General features: G+C 42.4%; 14 protein-coding genes and 1 pseudogene. 8 read left to right on the top strand and 7 right to left on the bottom strand.

Annotated features, from left to right (window positions below; translation table 11 throughout):
- Positions 1 to 6: 6 nt before the first annotated feature.
- The 4 genes from ABM313_RS20320 to ABM313_RS20335 all read left to right on the top strand — a co-directional run bounded on the left by ABM313_RS20320 (position 7) and on the right by ABM313_RS20335 (position 6848).
- On the top strand, positions 7 to 2097 hold the full coding sequence (locus ABM313_RS20320) for a D-alanyl-lipoteichoic acid biosynthesis protein DltD (protein ID WP_434684974.1): 2091 nt from the start codon (positions 7 to 9) through the stop codon (positions 2095 to 2097).
- A 238-nt stretch (positions 2098 to 2335) separates the two neighbouring features.
- Positions 2336 to 4348, top strand: coding sequence for a GspE/PulE family protein (locus ABM313_RS20325; RefSeq protein WP_434684975.1), 2013 nt, complete (start codon positions 2336 to 2338; stop codon positions 4346 to 4348).
- Between the two features lie 92 nt (positions 4349 to 4440).
- Positions 4441 to 5595, top strand: a complete 1155-nt coding sequence (locus ABM313_RS20330) for a type IV pilus twitching motility protein PilT (protein ID WP_434688540.1) — start codon at positions 4441 to 4443, stop codon at positions 5593 to 5595.
- A gap of 44 nt (positions 5596 to 5639) precedes the next feature.
- Positions 5640 to 6848: a type II secretion system F family protein gene (locus ABM313_RS20335; protein WP_434684976.1), complete on the top strand. Its 1209-nt coding sequence runs from the start codon at positions 5640 to 5642 to the stop codon at positions 6846 to 6848.
- 29 nt (positions 6849 to 6877) lie between these two features.
- On the opposite strand, the gene miaA is transcribed toward ABM313_RS20335, so the two are convergent.
- Complete coding sequence (gene miaA, locus ABM313_RS20340) at positions 6878 to 7792, bottom strand: tRNA (adenosine(37)-N6)-dimethylallyltransferase MiaA (protein WP_434684977.1); 915 nt, start codon at positions 7790 to 7792, stop codon at positions 6878 to 6880.
- Positions 7793 to 7889: 97 nt separating this feature from the next.
- Here miaA and ABM313_RS20345 point away from each other — a divergent pair, with 97 nt between their 5' ends.
- A complete protein-coding gene (locus ABM313_RS20345; protein ID WP_434684978.1) occupies positions 7890 to 8354 on the top strand; it encodes a pentapeptide repeat-containing protein in 465 nt (154 codons plus the stop codon).
- Positions 8355 to 8391: 37 nt separating this feature from the next.
- Here the strand turns inward: ABM313_RS20345 and ABM313_RS20350 are convergent, their stop codons facing one another.
- The 4 genes from ABM313_RS20350 to ABM313_RS20365 form a co-directional block, all read right to left on the bottom strand.
- Positions 8392 to 8973 carry a thermonuclease family protein gene (locus ABM313_RS20350; RefSeq protein WP_434684979.1) on the bottom strand — a complete coding sequence of 194 codons (582 nt, stop codon included), beginning with the start codon at positions 8971 to 8973 and terminating at the stop codon, positions 8392 to 8394.
- 69 nt (positions 8974 to 9042) lie between these two features.
- On the bottom strand, positions 9043 to 9414 hold the full coding sequence (locus tag ABM313_RS20355; protein ID WP_434684980.1) for a 2Fe-2S iron-sulfur cluster-binding protein: 372 nt from the start codon (positions 9412 to 9414) through the stop codon (positions 9043 to 9045).
- A 5-nt stretch (positions 9415 to 9419) separates the two neighbouring features.
- Positions 9420 to 9968 carry a 3-isopropylmalate dehydratase gene (locus tag ABM313_RS20360; protein ID WP_434684981.1) on the bottom strand — a complete coding sequence of 183 codons (549 nt, stop codon included), beginning with the start codon at positions 9966 to 9968 and terminating at the stop codon, positions 9420 to 9422.
- A gap of 67 nt (positions 9969 to 10035) precedes the next feature.
- On the bottom strand, positions 10036 to 10539 hold the full coding sequence (locus tag ABM313_RS20365) for a DNA recombination-mediator protein A (protein WP_281006176.1): 504 nt from the start codon (positions 10537 to 10539) through the stop codon (positions 10036 to 10038).
- 1513 nt (positions 10540 to 12052) lie between these two features.
- Here ABM313_RS20365 and ABM313_RS20370 point away from each other — a divergent pair.
- The 3 genes from ABM313_RS20370 (at position 12053) to ABM313_RS20380 (ending at position 15213) form a co-directional block, all read left to right on the top strand.
- Positions 12053 to 13630, top strand: coding sequence for a multicopper oxidase family protein (locus tag ABM313_RS20370; RefSeq protein ID WP_434684982.1), 1578 nt, complete (start codon positions 12053 to 12055; stop codon positions 13628 to 13630).
- A gap of 56 nt (positions 13631 to 13686) precedes the next feature.
- Positions 13687 to 14541 (top strand): tetratricopeptide repeat protein, encoded by an 855-nt coding sequence (locus ABM313_RS20375; protein WP_434684983.1) that lies wholly within the window; start codon positions 13687 to 13689, stop codon positions 14539 to 14541.
- A gap of 279 nt (positions 14542 to 14820) precedes the next feature.
- Positions 14821 to 15213: a hypothetical protein gene (locus ABM313_RS20380; protein WP_434684984.1), complete on the top strand. Its 393-nt coding sequence runs from the start codon at positions 14821 to 14823 to the stop codon at positions 15211 to 15213.
- A 114-nt stretch (positions 15214 to 15327) separates the two neighbouring features.
- Here ABM313_RS20380 and ABM313_RS20385 read toward each other — a convergent pair whose 3' ends face one another.
- Both ABM313_RS20385 and tnpC read right to left on the bottom strand, forming a co-directional pair.
- Positions 15328 to 16179: an IS5 family transposase gene (locus ABM313_RS20385; RefSeq protein WP_434684046.1), complete on the bottom strand. Its 852-nt coding sequence runs from the start codon at positions 16177 to 16179 to the stop codon at positions 15328 to 15330.
- Between the two features lie 35 nt (positions 16180 to 16214).
- A pseudogene (gene tnpC / locus ABM313_RS20390) lies at positions 16215 to 17623 on the bottom strand (IS66 family transposase).
- Positions 17624 to 18076 lie beyond the last annotated feature (453 nt).

Consider the following 18076-nt stretch of genomic DNA (forward strand, 5'->3'; position numbering starts at 1 on the left):
TAGCCAATGGAAATAACATCATCTTTAGATGCAAATCCACTATTAGCAACAAGCCCAGATTCGAGTACAGATGCAGGTACGGATGCGAATCAACCCTCTCGTTTGCCTAATCATCGATTGAGTACGCCTACTATCAAGCCTACTTTGATACAGGAATCTTCACCGAGCATTTTGACCGAGGAATTAGCAGGAATCAAACTTTCACATACTAAACAAAAAGGAGATTGCTTATATCTTTATAGTCAAGATCGAGAAGTCACTTGTGCATCAAAGATCCTAGAGGCGATCGCCCCAAGCACACAGGATTTAGACAGTTCAGTTTTATATGCCGAAGGAATCCATCGCCTGAAATTGCATGGTAACGCATGGGCGTTAGGACTAGATTTACCGATCGCCCCATCGGCACTCATCGCTGCCGAAATTATCGCCGCATTACTGACCAACTTCCGTCAAGATCCACAACTAGCGCCAAAACTTGCTCAAACTAAGCTGAAGTTACTGCTACAAAATAACTGTCTCAATTTACTATGTGAGACGCGCACTGAGATTTTGCAAGCAGAGATCGCACTGCCCATGTTAAATACTTTGCGAACTGTGAGTGCGTCGGAATATTTTCAATCAGTAACAGTGTCCAGCCGCGTCATCGGTGAGAAAAAACCGAGTTGGTCGTTTGAAATTGACTTGCTAGCGATCGGTCTACAGAACCCTGATAATGACGAACTATCAGCGATAGAGAATGAACAAGAGCAAAGCATTGAGTTTATTGGTGAAGATGTAGAAGAAGCTAATGCTTGGCAGAAACTAAGCGGCTATGCTGGAACGAAAATACTTGCGGTCGGACAAGCCATTTTTGGATTGAAATGGCTAGGACAAACTACTCCAACAATCCTTTCTTTACCTGCTTGTCTGGCAAGTTTAGCGATCGGTATTGGTACAACCGTCGCGATTGATCGGACGCTGAGTAATTATGCTCAGTCCGATCAGTCAGCTAAGCTGATCATTGCTGACTCCAAAATTGATGTGTCAGTAAACCAACCCGAAACTTCTCTCGAAAAAGGGCTTACCAATAAGCCTGCTCCTAATTTTAATATTGCTTTATTCAATGAAAAATTAGCCCTCCTTGATTGGCAGACAACCAATAAGCGATCGCCCGAAGTTTTAATTGTGGGTAGTTCGAGAGCTTTGCGGGGCATCGAACCAAAAACCTTAGAAAAAACGCTGATCAACAAAGGCTACAAAAATGTCAGTGTCTTCAATCTCGGTATTGATGGCGCAACTGCTAAGGTGGTGAACTTGCAAATTACGCAAATACTCTCACCGTCTCAAATGCCGCGTTTAATTATTTGGGCTGATGGATTGAGAGCTTTTAATAGTAGTCGCAATGATCTTACCTATGAGGAAATTACGGCTTCGGTTGGCTATAAGCAATTGCAGGAATCTCTCAAAAATAAAGATCGGAATGTTGATTCTATAGCTAATAGCCAAAGTGCGATCGCGACTACATCACCAAGTCCGATCTCTAAATCCTTTGACCTTCTGTTTACCACTTTTCCCAAACGGCAAGAAGTTCGGACTTCGCTAGTCAAGAAGTTTGATCAAAATACGCATATGCTCAGCAATAGTGAAGCCCTGATTGCGGCGACCATGCCTAGCACTGTTACCGCCCTTGACCCCAAAGGCTTTGTTGCTTTTGATGTCACCTTCGATCCCAACACCTATTTCCAAAAATTCCCCCAAGTTCCTGGGGATTACGATCTGGACTATCGCAACTTTGAGACTAATGGCTCCCAATTTGAGGCTTTTGCCAATGTAGTTGATTTTTGTCGTCGCAATAATATTGAGCTTTTGGTCGTGAATATGCCATTACATGCCACTTATCTCGATCAAATTCGTACTCAATATGAGGCTACTTTCAATGGCCGAATGCAAGAACTTTCCTTGCGTGAAGGCTTTACTTATCTTGATCTTTCCCAAGCAATTCTCAATCAAGCCGACCTTTTTTCAGACCCCAGCCATTTAAACAAAAAAGGGGCGATCGCTATTTCCCAACTGCTTGCTCAAAACCCCAAAGTCCGATGGCAAGTTCTAAAGAAATAACCCCAAAGAGAATGGTGGCACGAAGTGCCACCATTCTCTTTGGGGTTATTTTTTATGTAGGTGATCGCTCAAATTTTTAGCTTATTTTGTAAAAGTATGAAACACTTGTGCTATTTTTGCCCAATATAGTTATGCAAACAGCTATGATCGCCTTATATTGCTTTGTGATCGCGCCGCATATTGGCGATTGCAAACTCTAATCTCACTTGGGTAATGAACTCTTAGGAAATCTTGGGCTATGAATACATCAGATCAAGCGCCAACTACCGCCGCAAGCAGAAACAAAACTAAAGCTCTGGCAAAACGGGGAGGTCGAACTCCCTTCGAGAGCAAACTGATTCAAGCAGGACACGCCACCTCAGACCAGTTCGATCGCGCTGTCAAAGATAGCCAAGAACAGAATGTTCCATTCCTCAGCGTCCTAGAGCAAATTCTGGGGCAGCAACTGGCTCCAGACATTACCCGCTATTATAAGCGCCAACAACTTTTTGAACTGCGGGTTCTTTATGGCATCGAACCGATCGATCCCGATGTTGAAATTGACAAATTTGATATTCCTACTCTCAGTGCCTTACTTGACTCCAACATTATTCCAATCTCTACTTGTCGGGACTGCGAAGTTTTACCGCTAGTTAAGACTGAAAATAGTATAACAATTGCTCTAGTCTCTCCCGATAGCTATAAAGTCCAAAATGAAATTGCTCGTCTTCTAAAAAACCTGACAATTATCAAGCGCGTAATTTCCCGTGAAGATTTTCATCGCACCTTTGACAATATTGTCCAATTTCAAGTCAACAAAAGTGCCAAGGCTGAAGGCGCAATCAGCGATGAAGATCTCCAAGTTAAGGATGACGTTTTTGGCGAAGATATCTCTGACGCTGATCAAGGCGATGAACTCATGGTTGGTGGCGAAAACTCCGCCCCAATTATAAGCCTCGTCGATAAAATCCTTGTTAAAGCTCTCAAAGAAGGATGCTCAGACATTCACATTGAACCACAGGAAAAAGATCTTTGCATTCGTCTGCGTAAAGATGGCGTATTGCGTGAATATTTCTTTCTCAGTGAGAATAAACGCCTACCCAAAAATATTGTCAATGCCGTAATTTCGCGTTTCAAGATTATCTCCAACTTGAACATCGCTGAAAAGCGCGTTCCTCAAGATGGCAAACTCAAGCGCAACTTCCAAGGTCGGCGGGTAGACTTCCGTGTTAATACCTGTCCCACTCAAAATGGTGAAAAAGTATGTCTCCGAATTCTCGACAACTCTAATACCCAACTTGGACTCAACAAACTGATCAGCGATCCCGAAAGCTTGGAACTGATGCAAAGTTTCGCGAGACGACCCTATGGATTAATTCTTGTAACTGGTCCTACAGGCTCTGGTAAAACCACTACCCTATATTCGACCCTCGCCGAATGTAATGATCCTGGGGTCAATATCAGTACTGCTGAAGATCCTGTTGAATATAACTTGCCTGGGTTGACTCAATGTCAAGTTCTTCGCGAAAAAGGAATGACCTTTGCCAGCATTCTGCGAGCATTTCTCCGTCAAGACCCTGATGTTATCCTAGTTGGTGAAACACGAGATGCGGAAACAGCGAAAACGGCGATCGAGGCGGCGCTAACAGGTCACTTAGTGCTAACGACACTGCACACAAACGACGCACCTAGTAGTATTGCCCGTTTAGAGGAAATGGGCGTTGAACCATTTATGGCAAGTACAGCGATTATTGGAGTGCTTGCACAACGCTTACTGCGTCGAGTCTGTGACAACTGCCGTATTCCTTACAATCCTAGCCAAGAAGAACTGGATCGCTTCGGTTTGCCTAGCAGCGATCTTGAAAAAACCTTCTACCGCGCTAATATTGTCAACCGTGAAGCCATGCTACCTGGACAACGAGTATGTCCAAAATGTAGTGGTTCTGGTTACAAAGGACGAGCAGGTGTCTATGAAATCATGAAAATGACCGAACGCTTGCAAAGTGCCATCAACAAAGGCGCGACTACCGAAGTCATCAAAGAAATTGCTGTACAAGAGGGCATGAAAACGCTGATGGCATATGCCTTTGACTTGGTACGACAAGGCGCAACGACTCTAGATGAGGTGCTGCGAGTTGTATATACCGACAAAGGTCGCGAAGCGGAAGAACGCGCTCGCCGAGGTAAGGGGCTGGAGTGTGACAACTGTGATGCTATGCTCACACCCGAGACAGTTGAATGCCCATACTGCACAACGCCGAGAACTTTCTAAGATAAAAACTGCGCGAAGCGCAGTTTTTATCGGCTATATAGGGAATCATGCACTTAATTAAGATTAGATCAGGAGAATAGCCCGCTATGGTAATGGACTACATCATTGAAGACTTGATGGAAGAGGTGGTAGAACGCAAAGGTTCTGACCTCCACATTTCCGCAGGACTTCCGCCTTACATCCGTATTAATGGTCACCTCACCCGTACTGATCGCGATCCGCTTACCCCAGAAGAATGTCAGCGCTTGATTTTTGCGATGTTGAATAACAACCAGCGTAAAGCCCTCGAACAAAACTGGGAGTTAGACTGCTCCTATGGGGTTAAGGGACTAGCTAGATTTCGGGTAAATGTTTACAAAGATCGGGGAACCTATGCTGCTTGCCTAAGGGCGCTTTCTTCCAAAATTCCTGATATGGATGATCTCAACTTGCCGCCGATTGTGCGTGAACTGAGTGAAAAGCCGCGTGGACTAGTGCTAGTTACTGGACCTACGGGGTCAGGTAAAACCACGACCTTAGCAGCGATGATCCAAACGATCAATAAAACTCGCGCCGAACATATTCTCACGGTTGAAGATCCGATTGAATTTGTCTATGAATCCGTAAAAAGTGTGATCCATCAGCGTCAAGTTGGGGAAGATACTAAAACCTTTGCGAATGCATTAAAAGCGGCTCTGAGAGAAGATCCAGATGTAATTCTCGTAGGAGAAATGCGTGACTTAGAAACGATTCAGTTAGCTGTATCCGCTGCCGAAACAGGGCATCTTGTCTTTGGTACATTGCACACCAGTTCTGCTTCTCAAACTGTAGACCGTATGGTGGACGTTTTCCCCCCAGAACAACAAGGACAAATTCGGGTACAGCTTTCTAACTCCCTCGTGGCAGTGTTGAGTCAAACCCTTGTCTCACGGCATAACCCACAACCAGGGCAGTTTGGTCGAGTGATGGCTCAGGAAATTATGGTAGTAACGCCTGCTATTTCCAACCTTATCCGTGAAGGTAAAACTGCACAAATGTATGGCTTTATCCAAACAGGTGGTAAAGAATCAATGCAAACTCTGGAATCGGTGTTGGCAAAGCTATATATGGATGGCGACATCACTTTTGAAGCAGCAATGTCTAAAACTTCGCGTCCTGAAGAATTATTGCGTGTAGTAGGACCAAACCCTGCTCCTGTGATGAAGCGAAAGGCTGCTGGAGATTTGCGATCGCCAGATATGATCAAGTCGCGATCAATCAGTGGTTAACCCATAGTTTTCAATCCATAATTCCTATCAAATGAGGTGCAATAATGGCAAAGTTTAAGGGAACGCTCAAAGACTCCAAAGGCAAATCGGTACAGCAGACAATGGTTGCTTTAACAGTCAAAGAAGCCCGCGAAACTTGGAAACAGAAAGGTTTTGTTGTTCAAGATATCAAAGAAGTGAAAGGTGGCTTTGATTTTGCTGCCTTCACGATGAAAAAAGTTTCAGTCAAGGACTTAGCTTTGTTCTCCCGACAATTAGCAACCTTGGTTAATGCTGGTGTATCAATGGTGCGCGGTTTAGGGGTAATGTGCGATCAATGTTCTAACCCTAGACTCAAAATTGCCCTCACTGAAGTTCTGGACGATGTTCAGCAAGGTACTAACTTTTCTGATGCATTGCGTAAGCACCCAAAGGTATTTGACAAGTTGTACTGTGCGATGGTGCAAGCAGGTGAAACTGGTGGTGTGTTAGATGATGTTTTGGCTCGTCTAGCCACATTACTCGAAGATTCGGCACGCTTAAATAACCAAATCAAATCAGCGATGACCTATCCAATTGTGGTGACATCGATCGCGGTTTTAATCTTCTTAGCGATGTGTATTTTCATCATTCCCGTATTTGATGGCGTATTCAAGAGCTTAGGTGGTGAATTACCCGCATTTACACAAATATTGGTAAATATCAGTAACTTTTTAAAGAGTCCCTCGGTAGCAATCATCCCAGTTACTTTTATGGTTATTGGCTTTGTTTACAACCGTGTTTATGCAACTCCTGCTGGCAAACTTTACCTTGATGGTGTTTTCTTGAAGTTGCCTTTGTTTGGCGATCTTGTAGTTAAGACAGCCGTAGCCAGATTTGCTAGGACTTTTGGCTCACTATCCCGCGCAGGTGTACCAATTTTGGCTTCACTGGAAATTACGGCGGAAACCGCAGGTAATTTGGTGATTTCTAATGCGATCGACTCAGCACGAAATGCTGTAAGAGAAGGTGGTCAAATTGCACCTGCGATGGAAAAGACAGAAGTATTTCCTGTAATGGCTTTGCAAATGGTCAGTATCGGTGAAGAAACTGGTGAAATTGACAAAATGCTTATGAAGGTCGCTGACTTTTATGAGAATGAAGTTGAAGAAGCGGTAAAGGCTCTCACAAGTTTAATGGAACCATTGATGATTGTTGTCCTAGGTGGCATGGTCGGTTCGATTATTGTGGGGATGTACTTACCGATTTTCTCGATTATGGACAAAATCAAATAATAAAAAAAGCCCTGCAACGCAGGGCTTTTTTATAACAGTGCGATCGCTTCTTCCCAAGTGCTTCCTGATCGCAACCAATGAATTGGTAAATGTCTATTGCCAGAGCCACGAAACCATGTGCGTTGACGTTTGGCAAATTGACAGGTATGGGTTACTGTGAGTAGTTTTGCTGTTTCCAGATCGGTTTTATTATCTAAATAATCGGACATCTCGCCATAGCCCAAAGTCTTTAAAAGTGGTAAGTCCTTTCCATAACGCTTCTGCAAATTACGAATTTCATCTAACCAACCATTCTCGATCATCTGTTCAGTGCGATCACTGACTAATTTACGATAAGCATCTAGATCGCCACATTCCAAACCAATTTGTACAATTGGATAATTAGGTGGTTGCTCGTACTGTTGCTCTGAAAGTGACTGTCCTGTTACATAAAAAACCTCTAGCGATCGCCAAGTTCTAATTTGATCGTTAGCATGAATTTTGCTAGCTCCCACAGGATCAACCTGCTGCAAAATCTGATAGCAATAAGTTTGTCCTAGTTCCTCAAATTGCGATCTTAGTTCAGGTTGAGGTGCGACTCTAGGAATTTTTAGTCCTGCGGTAATTGCCTTAATATACAAACCTGAGCCACCAACTAAAATCGGCGTAACTCCCTGAGTATGAAACTTCGCGATCAAAGTTTGTGCCTGATCTTGATAATCCGCCAATGTCAAAGTTTGATCAGGTTCGATAATATCGATTAAGTAATGGGGTATGCCTTGACGTTCTTCGATAGTTGGTTTTGCTGTGCCAATATCTAAATGACGATAAACTTGGCGCGAATCAGCACTCAAAATTGGTGCATTTAGGTGCTTGGCGAGTGCGATCGCCAGACTCGTCTTCCCCGTTGCCGTTGCCCCTAAAATTACAATTAAACCAATAGGTTGTTTTATCGATTCCATCATCGGTTAAGAATAGTGACGACATGTGCAGCAGAATGAATACGAAATAAATTGCAGCGATAATAGATGTATAGCATTCCTCGTATATGAGGAGGGCAAAATGAAAACTAAATTAGTTGCAATTTTGGCTGTGATTGGAATTGGGTGGGCTATGCCTGTAGAAGCCTATGACCCCATCCAAGTTCAACAACTACTCCAAACCAAACAATGTGCAGGTTGCGATTTAACTAACGCAAATCTAGCGGGTGCTGATTTGAGCCAAGCGCACTTAATCGGTGCATCTCTCATGGGAGCAAACTTAAGTGGGGCTAACCTCACCAACGCTAACTTGGAAGGTGCTGATCTTACGGGTGCAAAACTGGAAACAGCCAATCTCACCAAAGCTTTTTTGACCGATGCCATTCTCAATGACACCAATTTAAAGGGTGCTAACTTTACTAATGCTGTGTTAATCCATGCGAACTTACACAGGGCTGATATTAACAATACCATCTTCAAAAATGCCAACGTGAATGGTGCTGACTTTACGGGCACAAATTATAGTCTAGCTACCACTGAGGAATAATTTCCAGTAATTAAAAGACGGTACGAAGCACCGTCTTTTAATTACTTAATTGGCGGCGAAAGTCTCTAGGACTAAGGCGTAAAGGATTTTGGGTGTCCCAAATTCCTAGCTCTTGCAATCTGGCTTTAGTTTGAGCGCGGCTGATCCTTGCGTCATACTTGACATTGGGCGAATAGGAATCTGCGATCGCTAACCCTTCCGAGACTAAATATTGATTAACTAATAAATTATCCTTCCAAATATAGGCAAGCAGGCGATCGGAGTTGTCTTTTTGCTTTACATCAAACTCTAAAATCACCTTCTGCTCTTTGATTAGATCCGATAGACGCTGACGGGCGCGATCGCCCCAAGGAGATTGCTCTTTTAGTGGTGCACTCATTCCAAGTAATCGCACTCGCTGCACAGTCATATTTGGATTGCTCACAACTGTAGCCTCGACTGTCTGACCACTAACCACTCGATTGATAATCCAGATTTCGCCATTGATCTGTTCTTTGGGTTGCATAAAGGCGATCGCCATATTGGAAATCGTCAAAAAGGCAACTAACAACACAACCAAAATCAGCGATCGCGACGAGGATTTAGCGATTGCGTCTTTTTTTCCTGTTTTAGCATTCATAGGCTGTGCGGCATAATTCAAAGTGTAAAGGGCGCTTCGCGCCCTTTACACTGTTTAGTCATGAGCGATTTAGTCATGATCGAGCGGAATACCAAACTGAAACCAAGGACGTTTACGCTTAGCAAAAAAGTTACCAAACTGTAAGCGATAAACCTCATCTTCATCTTGGGTTTCTAGGTCTAAGTCTGACTGCGCGTAACCCGAACAAATTAGGGCATATCCCTCATCCTGCAATGTTTTGGATAAGCCAATCACTTCATGCTGGTCGATTTTTCCTGACTTGACCCGCATCGCGCAAGCTGTACATGCACCATTCAAACAAGAAAAAGGTAAATTTATCCCTTGCAATTCCAAGGATTCAAGAATGTAGCGATCGCCTTCGATGTCAGCTTCATAGAGCTTATCGTTTTGGCGATCGTGAATGCGAATGTGATAGGACATATTTTTTACACGCGAGTAGGAATCATGCCTGTCTGGCGAGCATAAGCAAACAAACCACCAGCATCAATTACAGGTCGCACATCACCAAGGGATTGCAACTCAAAGGTTTTGCCAGTGGTCTCATTAATAATGACATTATTATCAAAATCAATTGTTGCTTCTTCACCAGTCTTAAAGACATCGACCAAGCGCTCAACTGACTCCCAAGGATATAGCTCACCTGTTGCTGTGCAATTACGGAAAAAAATCCTTGCGTAGGACTGAGCAACCACTGCATCTAGTCCCGCCGCACCAAGCGCGATTGGTGCATGTTCTCTCGAAGAACCGCAGCCAAAGTTTTCACCAGCCACAATAATTGAATAAACTGTCTTGCTCTGACCTTCAGCAATAAAGCGATCGTAGCGATCTGGGAGTCCAATCATCGCATAACTGCCTAACTTCTCGTACTCATCGGGCTTAGATGGTACAAGTGTGAGATATTCCGCAGGAATAATTTGATCAGTGTCAATATTGTCATCCAATACAAACACTTTGCCTTTAATCGTCTTACTCATAATTTTCGTTTATAAACAATTTCCTAAATACCAACGATGCTACTAAGCACCCTTGGCATTTGATTTTTTAGTCAAAATAAAACAGAGTGACAACCTTGCGTTGTTCCTCAGCATCTTGGCAAGTTTGTAATAAAGTCTCGCTACCATGAAATGCAAAGCAAATCAGTTGCTGACACTTGGAAATAATTTCTTGATTACACCGGCTACTTGCTTCAGCTAAAGGCAAAGTATCATTTTCGCTATGCTCAATTAAATGAATCACATTTTCTAGCTGTTCGCGAGATTCATAGGGCTGTTTATCGAGACTTTGGGGCAAAATAACGGTCAACAAATTGGGATCAGCACGCAAAGCTCCCCGAATCGCAGCAAAATTTGTACCTGTTGCACCAGAGGTAATAATACTGTTGCCAGATAGAGCCAAAGCATAGCTGAGCAGTTCGATCAGCAGTTGGTGAGTTAATGGCACATGGCGGGAGCCTAAAAACGCAATTCGCTTTGAGCCTTGCTGCTGTATCGTTGCCAGCTCTTGCAAAAAGTCGTCTAGCTTGGGTAGATTAATTGACTGAGTCAAACAAATCCCTCTCGGTTACTACTTACTGAACGAATACTTACACAATATCACTTAACCCTAGAGAAGCAAACCAAGTAAGTAGCTAAAGTAACATCAATTCTCCTTGTTACTCTACAACTGTTATTGAAAGGCAGTAATTCTCATTATGAAACCGATTTTTATAATGAGAATCGCTGGTTATACAAAAACACAAAATGGCTACGCCATTTTGTGTTTTTAAAACTCTTACTGGGTTTGGTTTTTAATTCACAAAAGTGTGAACAAACTTTTGTGAATTGGTACTATAGCTGTCGCCAAGTGTATTAGGGCATAAAACCTAAGAAGAGAAAGGCGGCGCGAAGCGCCGCCTTTCTCTTCTTGGGTTTTGATTTTGTCCTAACATAAGTGACGGCAGCGATAGAAGGAAAATCTAGCTTAAGAAACTCCAAGGGAAAAATAGTTTACATATATGTAGCAATCCTAAATGGTTTGTGGAAGGACACCCCATCGGGGTGTCCTTCCACAAACCAAAAAATCCACAAATGATATAGGACTGCTATAGCAACGCAAGAGATGGATAGGAAAAATCAAAACCAAAAAGATGAGAGGCGGCGCTTTGCGCCGCCTCTCATCTTTTTGGTTTTATGTTCTAAGCAAAACTTACGTTGCTATAGCTGTCGCCATTTGTATTAACCTCAGTGGTTAATTGCAAACTAGCTCCTTCTAGGAGTTAAAACAGTAAAAGCCTCGCTTAGCGAGGCTTTTACTGTTTTAGCTTTTAAAGTTTTGTAGCTTATTCCGAACTCATGTTGTATTAGGACAAATACAAACCCAAGAATCGGGTAGCAGTGCTTCTTGGGTTTGTATCCTAACAAGACTGGCAACAGCTATAACATTACGAAAATATCTGAAGACAGAGCCTGCTGATATTTTTTGGATCGATTATTTTTGTCAGCCACTTAAGCGTCTGAATCATAAACACATGACTGTTAAGGGGTGGGATAGTATCTCCAAAATATAAAAGTAACTTTTAAATAACTTTTAAGTAACTTTTAAGTAACTTTTAGCTGATGTAGCCCAAAAAATTCATATTACGATATTTGCAAAGATTAATAATATTTTCTAATGCGGAATAAAAAATAGTGCAGGTTTAGTCCTACATCATTAGTTATTCATTTAGACATTCACTGGACAGTCAATGTTCCCAAATTATTTTTAAGGAACCATGTGAATTTTATTGGCTAGGGCAAGACGAAAAGTAGAGGTTAGAACAAGTTCCCTAATTTCTTGATTTACTTGCCGTACCAGAAAAAGTTAAGTGTTGCGCCATAAAGAGCTATTAAGGTCAAGACACCAGATCCCCTAAGTCTTTACTCCTAGATTTTGCTGCCAATATTCAGTTCGTGTCGAGTTGACCCCCACAGATTTGCAAAAAAGCACCCTGATTTAAACCATTGGAGTAGTTTTTGGAATATTTATTCGATATTTCTGGCAAGTCAGAAGAAATTTTTAGTTCCTAAAGGATTGGATTACTATGTCTAAAATTAGCAGACGCACAGCAATGCGTCTCGGACTCGGAGCAGGTGGTACAGCGATCGCCTCAGCAGCGTTCAGCAATCTTGGTTATGCCCAAGTTTTTTCTGGTGATAGTTCGTATAGGTCGCGTAATTTACCACCGTTTTATGCTAACGACTTTCGCTACCAGTCCCCGATTCTACCAGTTCGTAGTGACAGCAACACAGACTACTACGAAATTAGGATGCAGAAAGGTTCCGCTCAGATTTTACCAAATATTCAAACCGAGGTTTGGGGCTACGGTGGCATGGTGCCAGGTCCATTGATCTATCAGCAACTAGGTCGCCAGTCTGTCGTTCGCTTCATTAATAATCTCGGTACAGATAGCAAAAATCGGCAAATTCATACATCAGTTCACTTGCATGGCAGTGCCTCTCTCCCTCAGTACGATGGATGGGCTGATGATATAACTTACCCTGGACAATATAAGGATTATATCTTTCCAAACAACCGCGCCGCGACGTTATGGTATCACGATCATGGCGTACATCGTACAGCAATAAATGCTTACATGGGACTGGCTGGGCAATATATAGTCGCCGATCCCAACGAACATCCCGACATTCCCAAAGGTGAATTTGATGTTCCAGTTGTCTTGTCAGATAAACTTTTGGATCGTAATGGCAGGATTGTTTACGCGGATAGCGGCGAAAAAGATGTATTTGGAGATATCGTTTTAGTCAATGGTGTGCCCTGGCCGCGCATGGCAGTCAAACGTACTAAGTATCGGTTTCGTTTTTGTAATACGGGGATTTCTAGAGCCTATATATTGAAACTGGGCAACGGTCAACCTTTGACTGTAATTGCTTCAGATGCGGGGCTTTTGCCTTCTCCAGTGCAAACTAATATTCTCACGATTGGTGTTGGCGAACGCTATGAGGTGGTGATTGATTTTGCCAATTACTCGGCAGGTACTCAAATTGAGCTTCTCAGCAACGATGTATTAAACGATACGGCATTCGCCAGTACGCGGAAGATCATGCGATTTGATGTGGTGGATGGAGCCGTGTCTTATAACCCACCTTTACCGAGCTTATTGCGTAATGATGGCTTCAATTTTACTCGCAAACGTCAGGAATTATTATCTCGTGTTGTTCGTCGTCGTCAGTTTGTGTTCGGAAAGGATAACCTTCAGGGGCAATGGACGGTTAATGGCCGCACTTGGGCGAATGGAGGGCTTGAGGCAAACCCTCAAGTAGGTGACGTGGAGATTTGGAAATTTGTGAATGGCGGTGGTGGATGGCATCACCCGATTCACGTTCACCTTGTCGATATGCTGATCTTAAGTCGCAACAAGCGACGTAGAGTGCAACCTTATGAAATGGGTTGGAAGGACGTATTTTTCATGGATGAAGGAGCGGATATCGAGGTTGTCGCTCAGTTTGGTCCCCATAGTGGCAAGTATATGATGCACTGCCACAACTTGGTTCATGAAGATCACGATATGATGCGGGCTTTTGAAGTTGGTCAGGGTGGTCCAGATCCAGTAACAACTGCTCCTGCAAAGCCCTATAACTCTAGCGTTCTACCACTCTAAATGCTGTTGTGAGCGTAAAGTCGCCAGAAATGATTTGCCGTTCAGAGGTTTGCCATATGATGTTTTTCCAAAGATTAGTCCAAATTGCCAAGGCTGGAACCATCCTGCTGACTTTGCTCTTTACGATGTTTATCGTGATGCCATCATCCGCGATCGCTAGTGGTCATGGTCATGGAGAAGGACATAAGCGTGTGCCTAATTTTGAATATCCCTATCCGATCTCTCAACGGCGGATCGATGCGGAACAATTGCTTAATCAAGGATTGAGCAAGGCTTATCAGCATGATCTTCAGGGTGCGATCGCCGATTTAATTGAGGCGACCAAAACCGATCCCACTGATGAAGATGCATTTCGATATCTGGGCGATGTTTACGTCGAAGCTGGTAATTTTGCAGAGGCGATCGCTGCTTATTCCTCTGCATTACGCTATCGTCCAGGCTTCTCGCATTTGTACAACAGTCGAGGAGAGGCTCACTTAGCGCTGAAGGAATACGAACTCGCGATCCGCGATTTCACGCGGGCGATTTCTGTCTATCCAGGTGAACCCAGAGGACACTACAACCGCAGTGTTGCCTATCGCAATATCAAAAGCTATGTCTTGGCGCTTAATGATTTACAGAACGCAATCCGCACTAGCAATCATACCTATGTAGATGCCTTTATTGATCGCAGTAAAATTCGGCAGATTTTAGGTGATATTAAAGGGGCGATCGAAGACTATCAAACTGCATCACTGTTGCTAGAGTCTCAGCCCGAGGAATTTCTCAATCAAGAAGACTTTGCAAACTATCAAAAGCTTCAAGTTGAGTATAAAAATACAATTCAGGCGGCGGAAGATATTAAGACAAAATTGCTCAGTAATTGTGATGAGCAACCAAGTTTTATCGTAGATCAAAATCAATTTTCTTAATGACGGATGTTACGTGGAAGCTTCCAATTGCCTCATCCCTAGACCTTCTCCCAAAAGGGGAGAGGGGAATAAGAAATTAGTCTTACGCCCTCTCTGCCATCAAGGGATAGGGGGATAGTGGTGAGGTTTTCACGTAGTTAATGAGAACTATGAATAGGTAGTGCTAAATAGGTAAGGATGGGCGGCGCTTCGCGCCGCCCATCCTTACCACCATAAATCCTTTCCTTTTTAGGACTACCCTATGAATCAATGTGTCAAATCTGATGCGGAACTAAAAAAATGAGAAGAAATATAATTGACGCACTAAAAAAGATTAGTAATTTCGGGAAGCTAATTGCTATCTCGATTTTTACGCTATTGGTGCTTATGGTTGCTTTGCAAACAACCGATGGTGCTGATTCTAGACCCATTCATTCTGAGGCTTCGGACATGTTGTGCTATATGGTGACTTCCAAAGGCAAAGTTATCGATCTCATGCATTTATGCAAGGAGAGGATTCCTACTAACTTAACTTCAGCATCCCAATCTCCCACGTTTGGCGTTTATCCCCAAATTGCTCGCGGACCACAATCATATGCCAATTATAAGGGGGCGTTGTCTTATCCATCTCCACCCAACATTTACAACTATCAAGCGATGAACAATTTTGATAACCAGTTGTACGGCAACTAGATTCATTTCCATCAAATATCCTTAAAACCCTTTCCAGAATTTGTAAGAATTCAGGTAAGAATAGGGATGAGAGAGATGGAAGAAGGATCAATAGACCTCTTGCAGAACTGAAAATTAATCCAGAGCAGAGAAAGTTTTAGAAGCAACAAGAGCGACTTCAAAGTTATAAATGGCAGCAATCAAATTACAACGCAAACCAAAACGACGACGACGATTACGATAAGGTAAAGAGAGAATCTTAAAAATCTTCAAGCGACGATTAACATGCTCAATCGCAATACGTTGACGTGCAAGTTGGCGATTACAACGCTTATCTTCCTTGGATAATGAGCCATTTTGAGGCTTTTTGATAGGAATTTGCGAGTTAGGATGCAACTTTTGTAAGCCTTGATAACCCTTGTCTGCCAAACCTTGTGTCTGTGCGTGAAAATGAACTCCACTTGCCTTGAATAATGAGAAATCATGCTGCTTGCCCTTACCGTAAGCGGTACAAACTATCTTGAAATTAGTCAGATCGACCACCAATTGGGCTTTGAGGGCATGATGCTTTTTCTTACCGCTATAAAAATGTTTCTGGTGATATTTAGGGCGCTCAACCTTTGTCTCAGTTACATCAATGGCAATTATGGCTGGAGCCTTCTCCTGCCACAATGACTTTTTTCCTGCTAACCGAAACTTTTTCGATTTAATTAAGACATTTTCTACTTTTTTGACGATGCGGCAAATCGTCGATTCTGACACTTCCCAGTCGCTAGCAATATGAAAATAGGTGCGATATTCACGCCAATACTGCAAAGTAACCAATATTTGGTCTTCTAGACTTAGCTTTGGTTCTACACCACCTTGTCCTTTGCTTTGGGCTGCTTGTTGCATTAGCTCCGTCATTTGCGCAAATGTTTCTCTTCTTACCCCAAATAACCGTTTAAATTCTGTCGCTGATAGATTTTGACTGGCTTCGTATTTCATCGCTTAATTTGAGATCTGATAAAAAGCTTATAAATCTAACATGTTTTTGGTTCTGCAAGAGGTCTAATTAAAGCTTGACGGAAAAAATCAATGACAGATTTACCTTGAGCTTTACAAGTTTGAATAACCGTCAATAAAGCGGCGGTATTGCGAAAACCATCCATAGAACGGGAGCCACCACAAACTTTGCGTTTGGTAACAGCAAGTCTGAGATTACGCTCGGCACGATTATTGTCAGGAGGGACATGAGGATTTTCAAGGAAATACCACCATTGAGCCGATTTCTTCTTGAGGGACTTTAATAAATTACCTGCGGCATAGCCAACTTTGGGCATCCAATCCGAGATAGCTTGGCTGACTCGTTTTTTAAAATCAATCGCCCAGTTAAAATATGGTCGAGTATCACGATTTTTTTGCCAAGTCGCATGATGTTCAAATGCTTCATCAATCAGCCTAATGAATATACGCCCAATTTCTTGTTGAGATTTAAGGGTTAATTTAAGTAGTGCTTTAAAGTGTCGTCTTAGGTGAGCCAGACATTTCTGTTGTCGCTCAACGGCGTAACCGTTATACACACTATAGTCGTCACTACACAATACGCCATCATAGCTTTCTCCCAACATTGACTCTAGTTCGGCACGACTACGAGTATCTGCACCACGATATAGCGCATAACCTTCACCACTGAATGACCATAGCCATTCTTTTACGCCTTTGACGAGCCACGGTGTTTCATCGACTTGAACTTGGGGTTGGTCTTTAATCCAATCTGCTAGCTCTTCCACTTTTGCTTCAATACTGTCTGCTACTCGCTCATTGGTGGCGGCGATGGTTCCTAGTCCGATTTCGACTAGTCCCATCTCTTTTAGCCATTCTTGCTGTTTTTTATAACTCATATGTCCATAATTCCCTAACCATACCAACATCCCTTGTAGGCTTGCTTCTAGGTCTTGTTCGCCAATCACATCTTTAGGCAATTCTCCCACACCACTGCGCCACAGTGCTTACATTGACATTCCTGTTGCTGATATTCAACGATTTCAATTGGTTGTTCTACCAATCTTGCTGTTTGTCTGATGCTGACTCCTATCTCTGTCCATGCTTGTCCTCCGCAATTTGGACAGCCTTCGGGCGAGAGCGTCTCAAAGCGATCTACTCGATTAAATCCTTTTCTCGTTTTTCCTTTATGTCCGAATTGTCCTCCTACTTTTTTCTTACCCTCCTCTTCTGCTATTTCTTCGACTTTTTTCTCTGACCGTTTTAATAGGTCGCTTGATGGCGGTTTTGATGAGTCTTTGCTACTTCTGTTGTTGACTGCTTTTAGGCTCTCTATTTCTTCATATATTTGCTGTGCCCATTCTTGTTGGCGCACGATTACTTCTACCAGTTCTCCTACTGGCATGTTTTCTAGTGCTTCTCGTTCATATTGTGGTGGTTCTTTCATCCCTTTACTTTAACCACTTTGACTCTTTTGTCAATTTCTTACCTGATTCTTTACCAGAATTTTTCGCAATACTAAGGGCATACCCACTGGGTATGCCCTTTTTTGATGGCAAGAAACCAATTGAGATCTCTTTAATAAATGCGATCGCATTCTATAAATTCAGGTGAAATTTTATTTCATCCTTAAATCTGCACGGCATTCAGATTTAGTAGTAAAAAGATAGCATTTACATTTAACTAGTAAGAAATACTTAGTAATAAGTAACTTCACATAATTGCAAAACAAAATAAAAGTTTATAAAATTTATTGTATATGCAATATAAACTTTGAAAATTTTATATTTAATTTTAAATAGTCACTTAGTAAAGAAAAAATTTACAAATATATAAACATAGAAAACAAACTTACATAAGTAATCGTTAATAATTATCATCATGATTTGTCTATATAAAA

It is taken from the genome of Pseudanabaena minima str. Chao 2107 (assembly GCF_051131155.1).
GTDB classification, from domain to species: Bacteria; Cyanobacteriota; Cyanobacteriia; order Pseudanabaenales; family Pseudanabaenaceae; genus Pseudanabaena; species Pseudanabaena minima.

Bases quoted from the DNA above. Each gene is read 5' to 3' on its own strand.
- ABM313_RS20320 (WP_434684974.1), top strand. From the start codon at position 7: ATGGAAATAACATCATCTTTAGATGCAAATCCACTATTAGCAACAAGC.
- ABM313_RS20325 (WP_434684975.1), top strand. From the start codon at position 2,336: ATGAATACATCAGATCAAGCGCCAACTACCGCCGCAAGCAGAAACAAA.
- ABM313_RS20330 (WP_434688540.1), top strand. From the start codon at position 4,441: ATGGACTACATCATTGAAGACTTGATGGAAGAGGTGGTAGAACGCAAA.
- ABM313_RS20335 (WP_434684976.1), top strand. From the start codon at position 5,640: ATGGCAAAGTTTAAGGGAACGCTCAAAGACTCCAAAGGCAAATCGGTA.
- miaA (WP_434684977.1), bottom strand. From the start codon at position 7,792: ATGATGGAATCGATAAAACAACCTATTGGTTTAATTGTAATTTTAGGG.
- ABM313_RS20345 (WP_434684978.1), top strand. From the start codon at position 7,890: ATGAAAACTAAATTAGTTGCAATTTTGGCTGTGATTGGAATTGGGTGG.
- ABM313_RS20350 (WP_434684979.1), bottom strand. From the start codon at position 8,973: ATGAATGCTAAAACAGGAAAAAAAGACGCAATCGCTAAATCCTCGTCG.
- ABM313_RS20355 (WP_434684980.1), bottom strand. From the start codon at position 9,414: ATGTCCTATCACATTCGCATTCACGATCGCCAAAACGATAAGCTCTAT.
- ABM313_RS20360 (WP_434684981.1), bottom strand. From the start codon at position 9,968: ATGAGTAAGACGATTAAAGGCAAAGTGTTTGTATTGGATGACAATATT.
- ABM313_RS20370 (WP_434684982.1), top strand. From the start codon at position 12,053: ATGTCTAAAATTAGCAGACGCACAGCAATGCGTCTCGGACTCGGAGCA.
- ABM313_RS20375 (WP_434684983.1), top strand. From the start codon at position 13,687: ATGATGTTTTTCCAAAGATTAGTCCAAATTGCCAAGGCTGGAACCATC.
- ABM313_RS20380 (WP_434684984.1), top strand. From the start codon at position 14,821: ATGAGAAGAAATATAATTGACGCACTAAAAAAGATTAGTAATTTCGGG.
- ABM313_RS20385 (WP_434684046.1), bottom strand. From the start codon at position 16,179: ATGAAATACGAAGCCAGTCAAAATCTATCAGCGACAGAATTTAAACGG.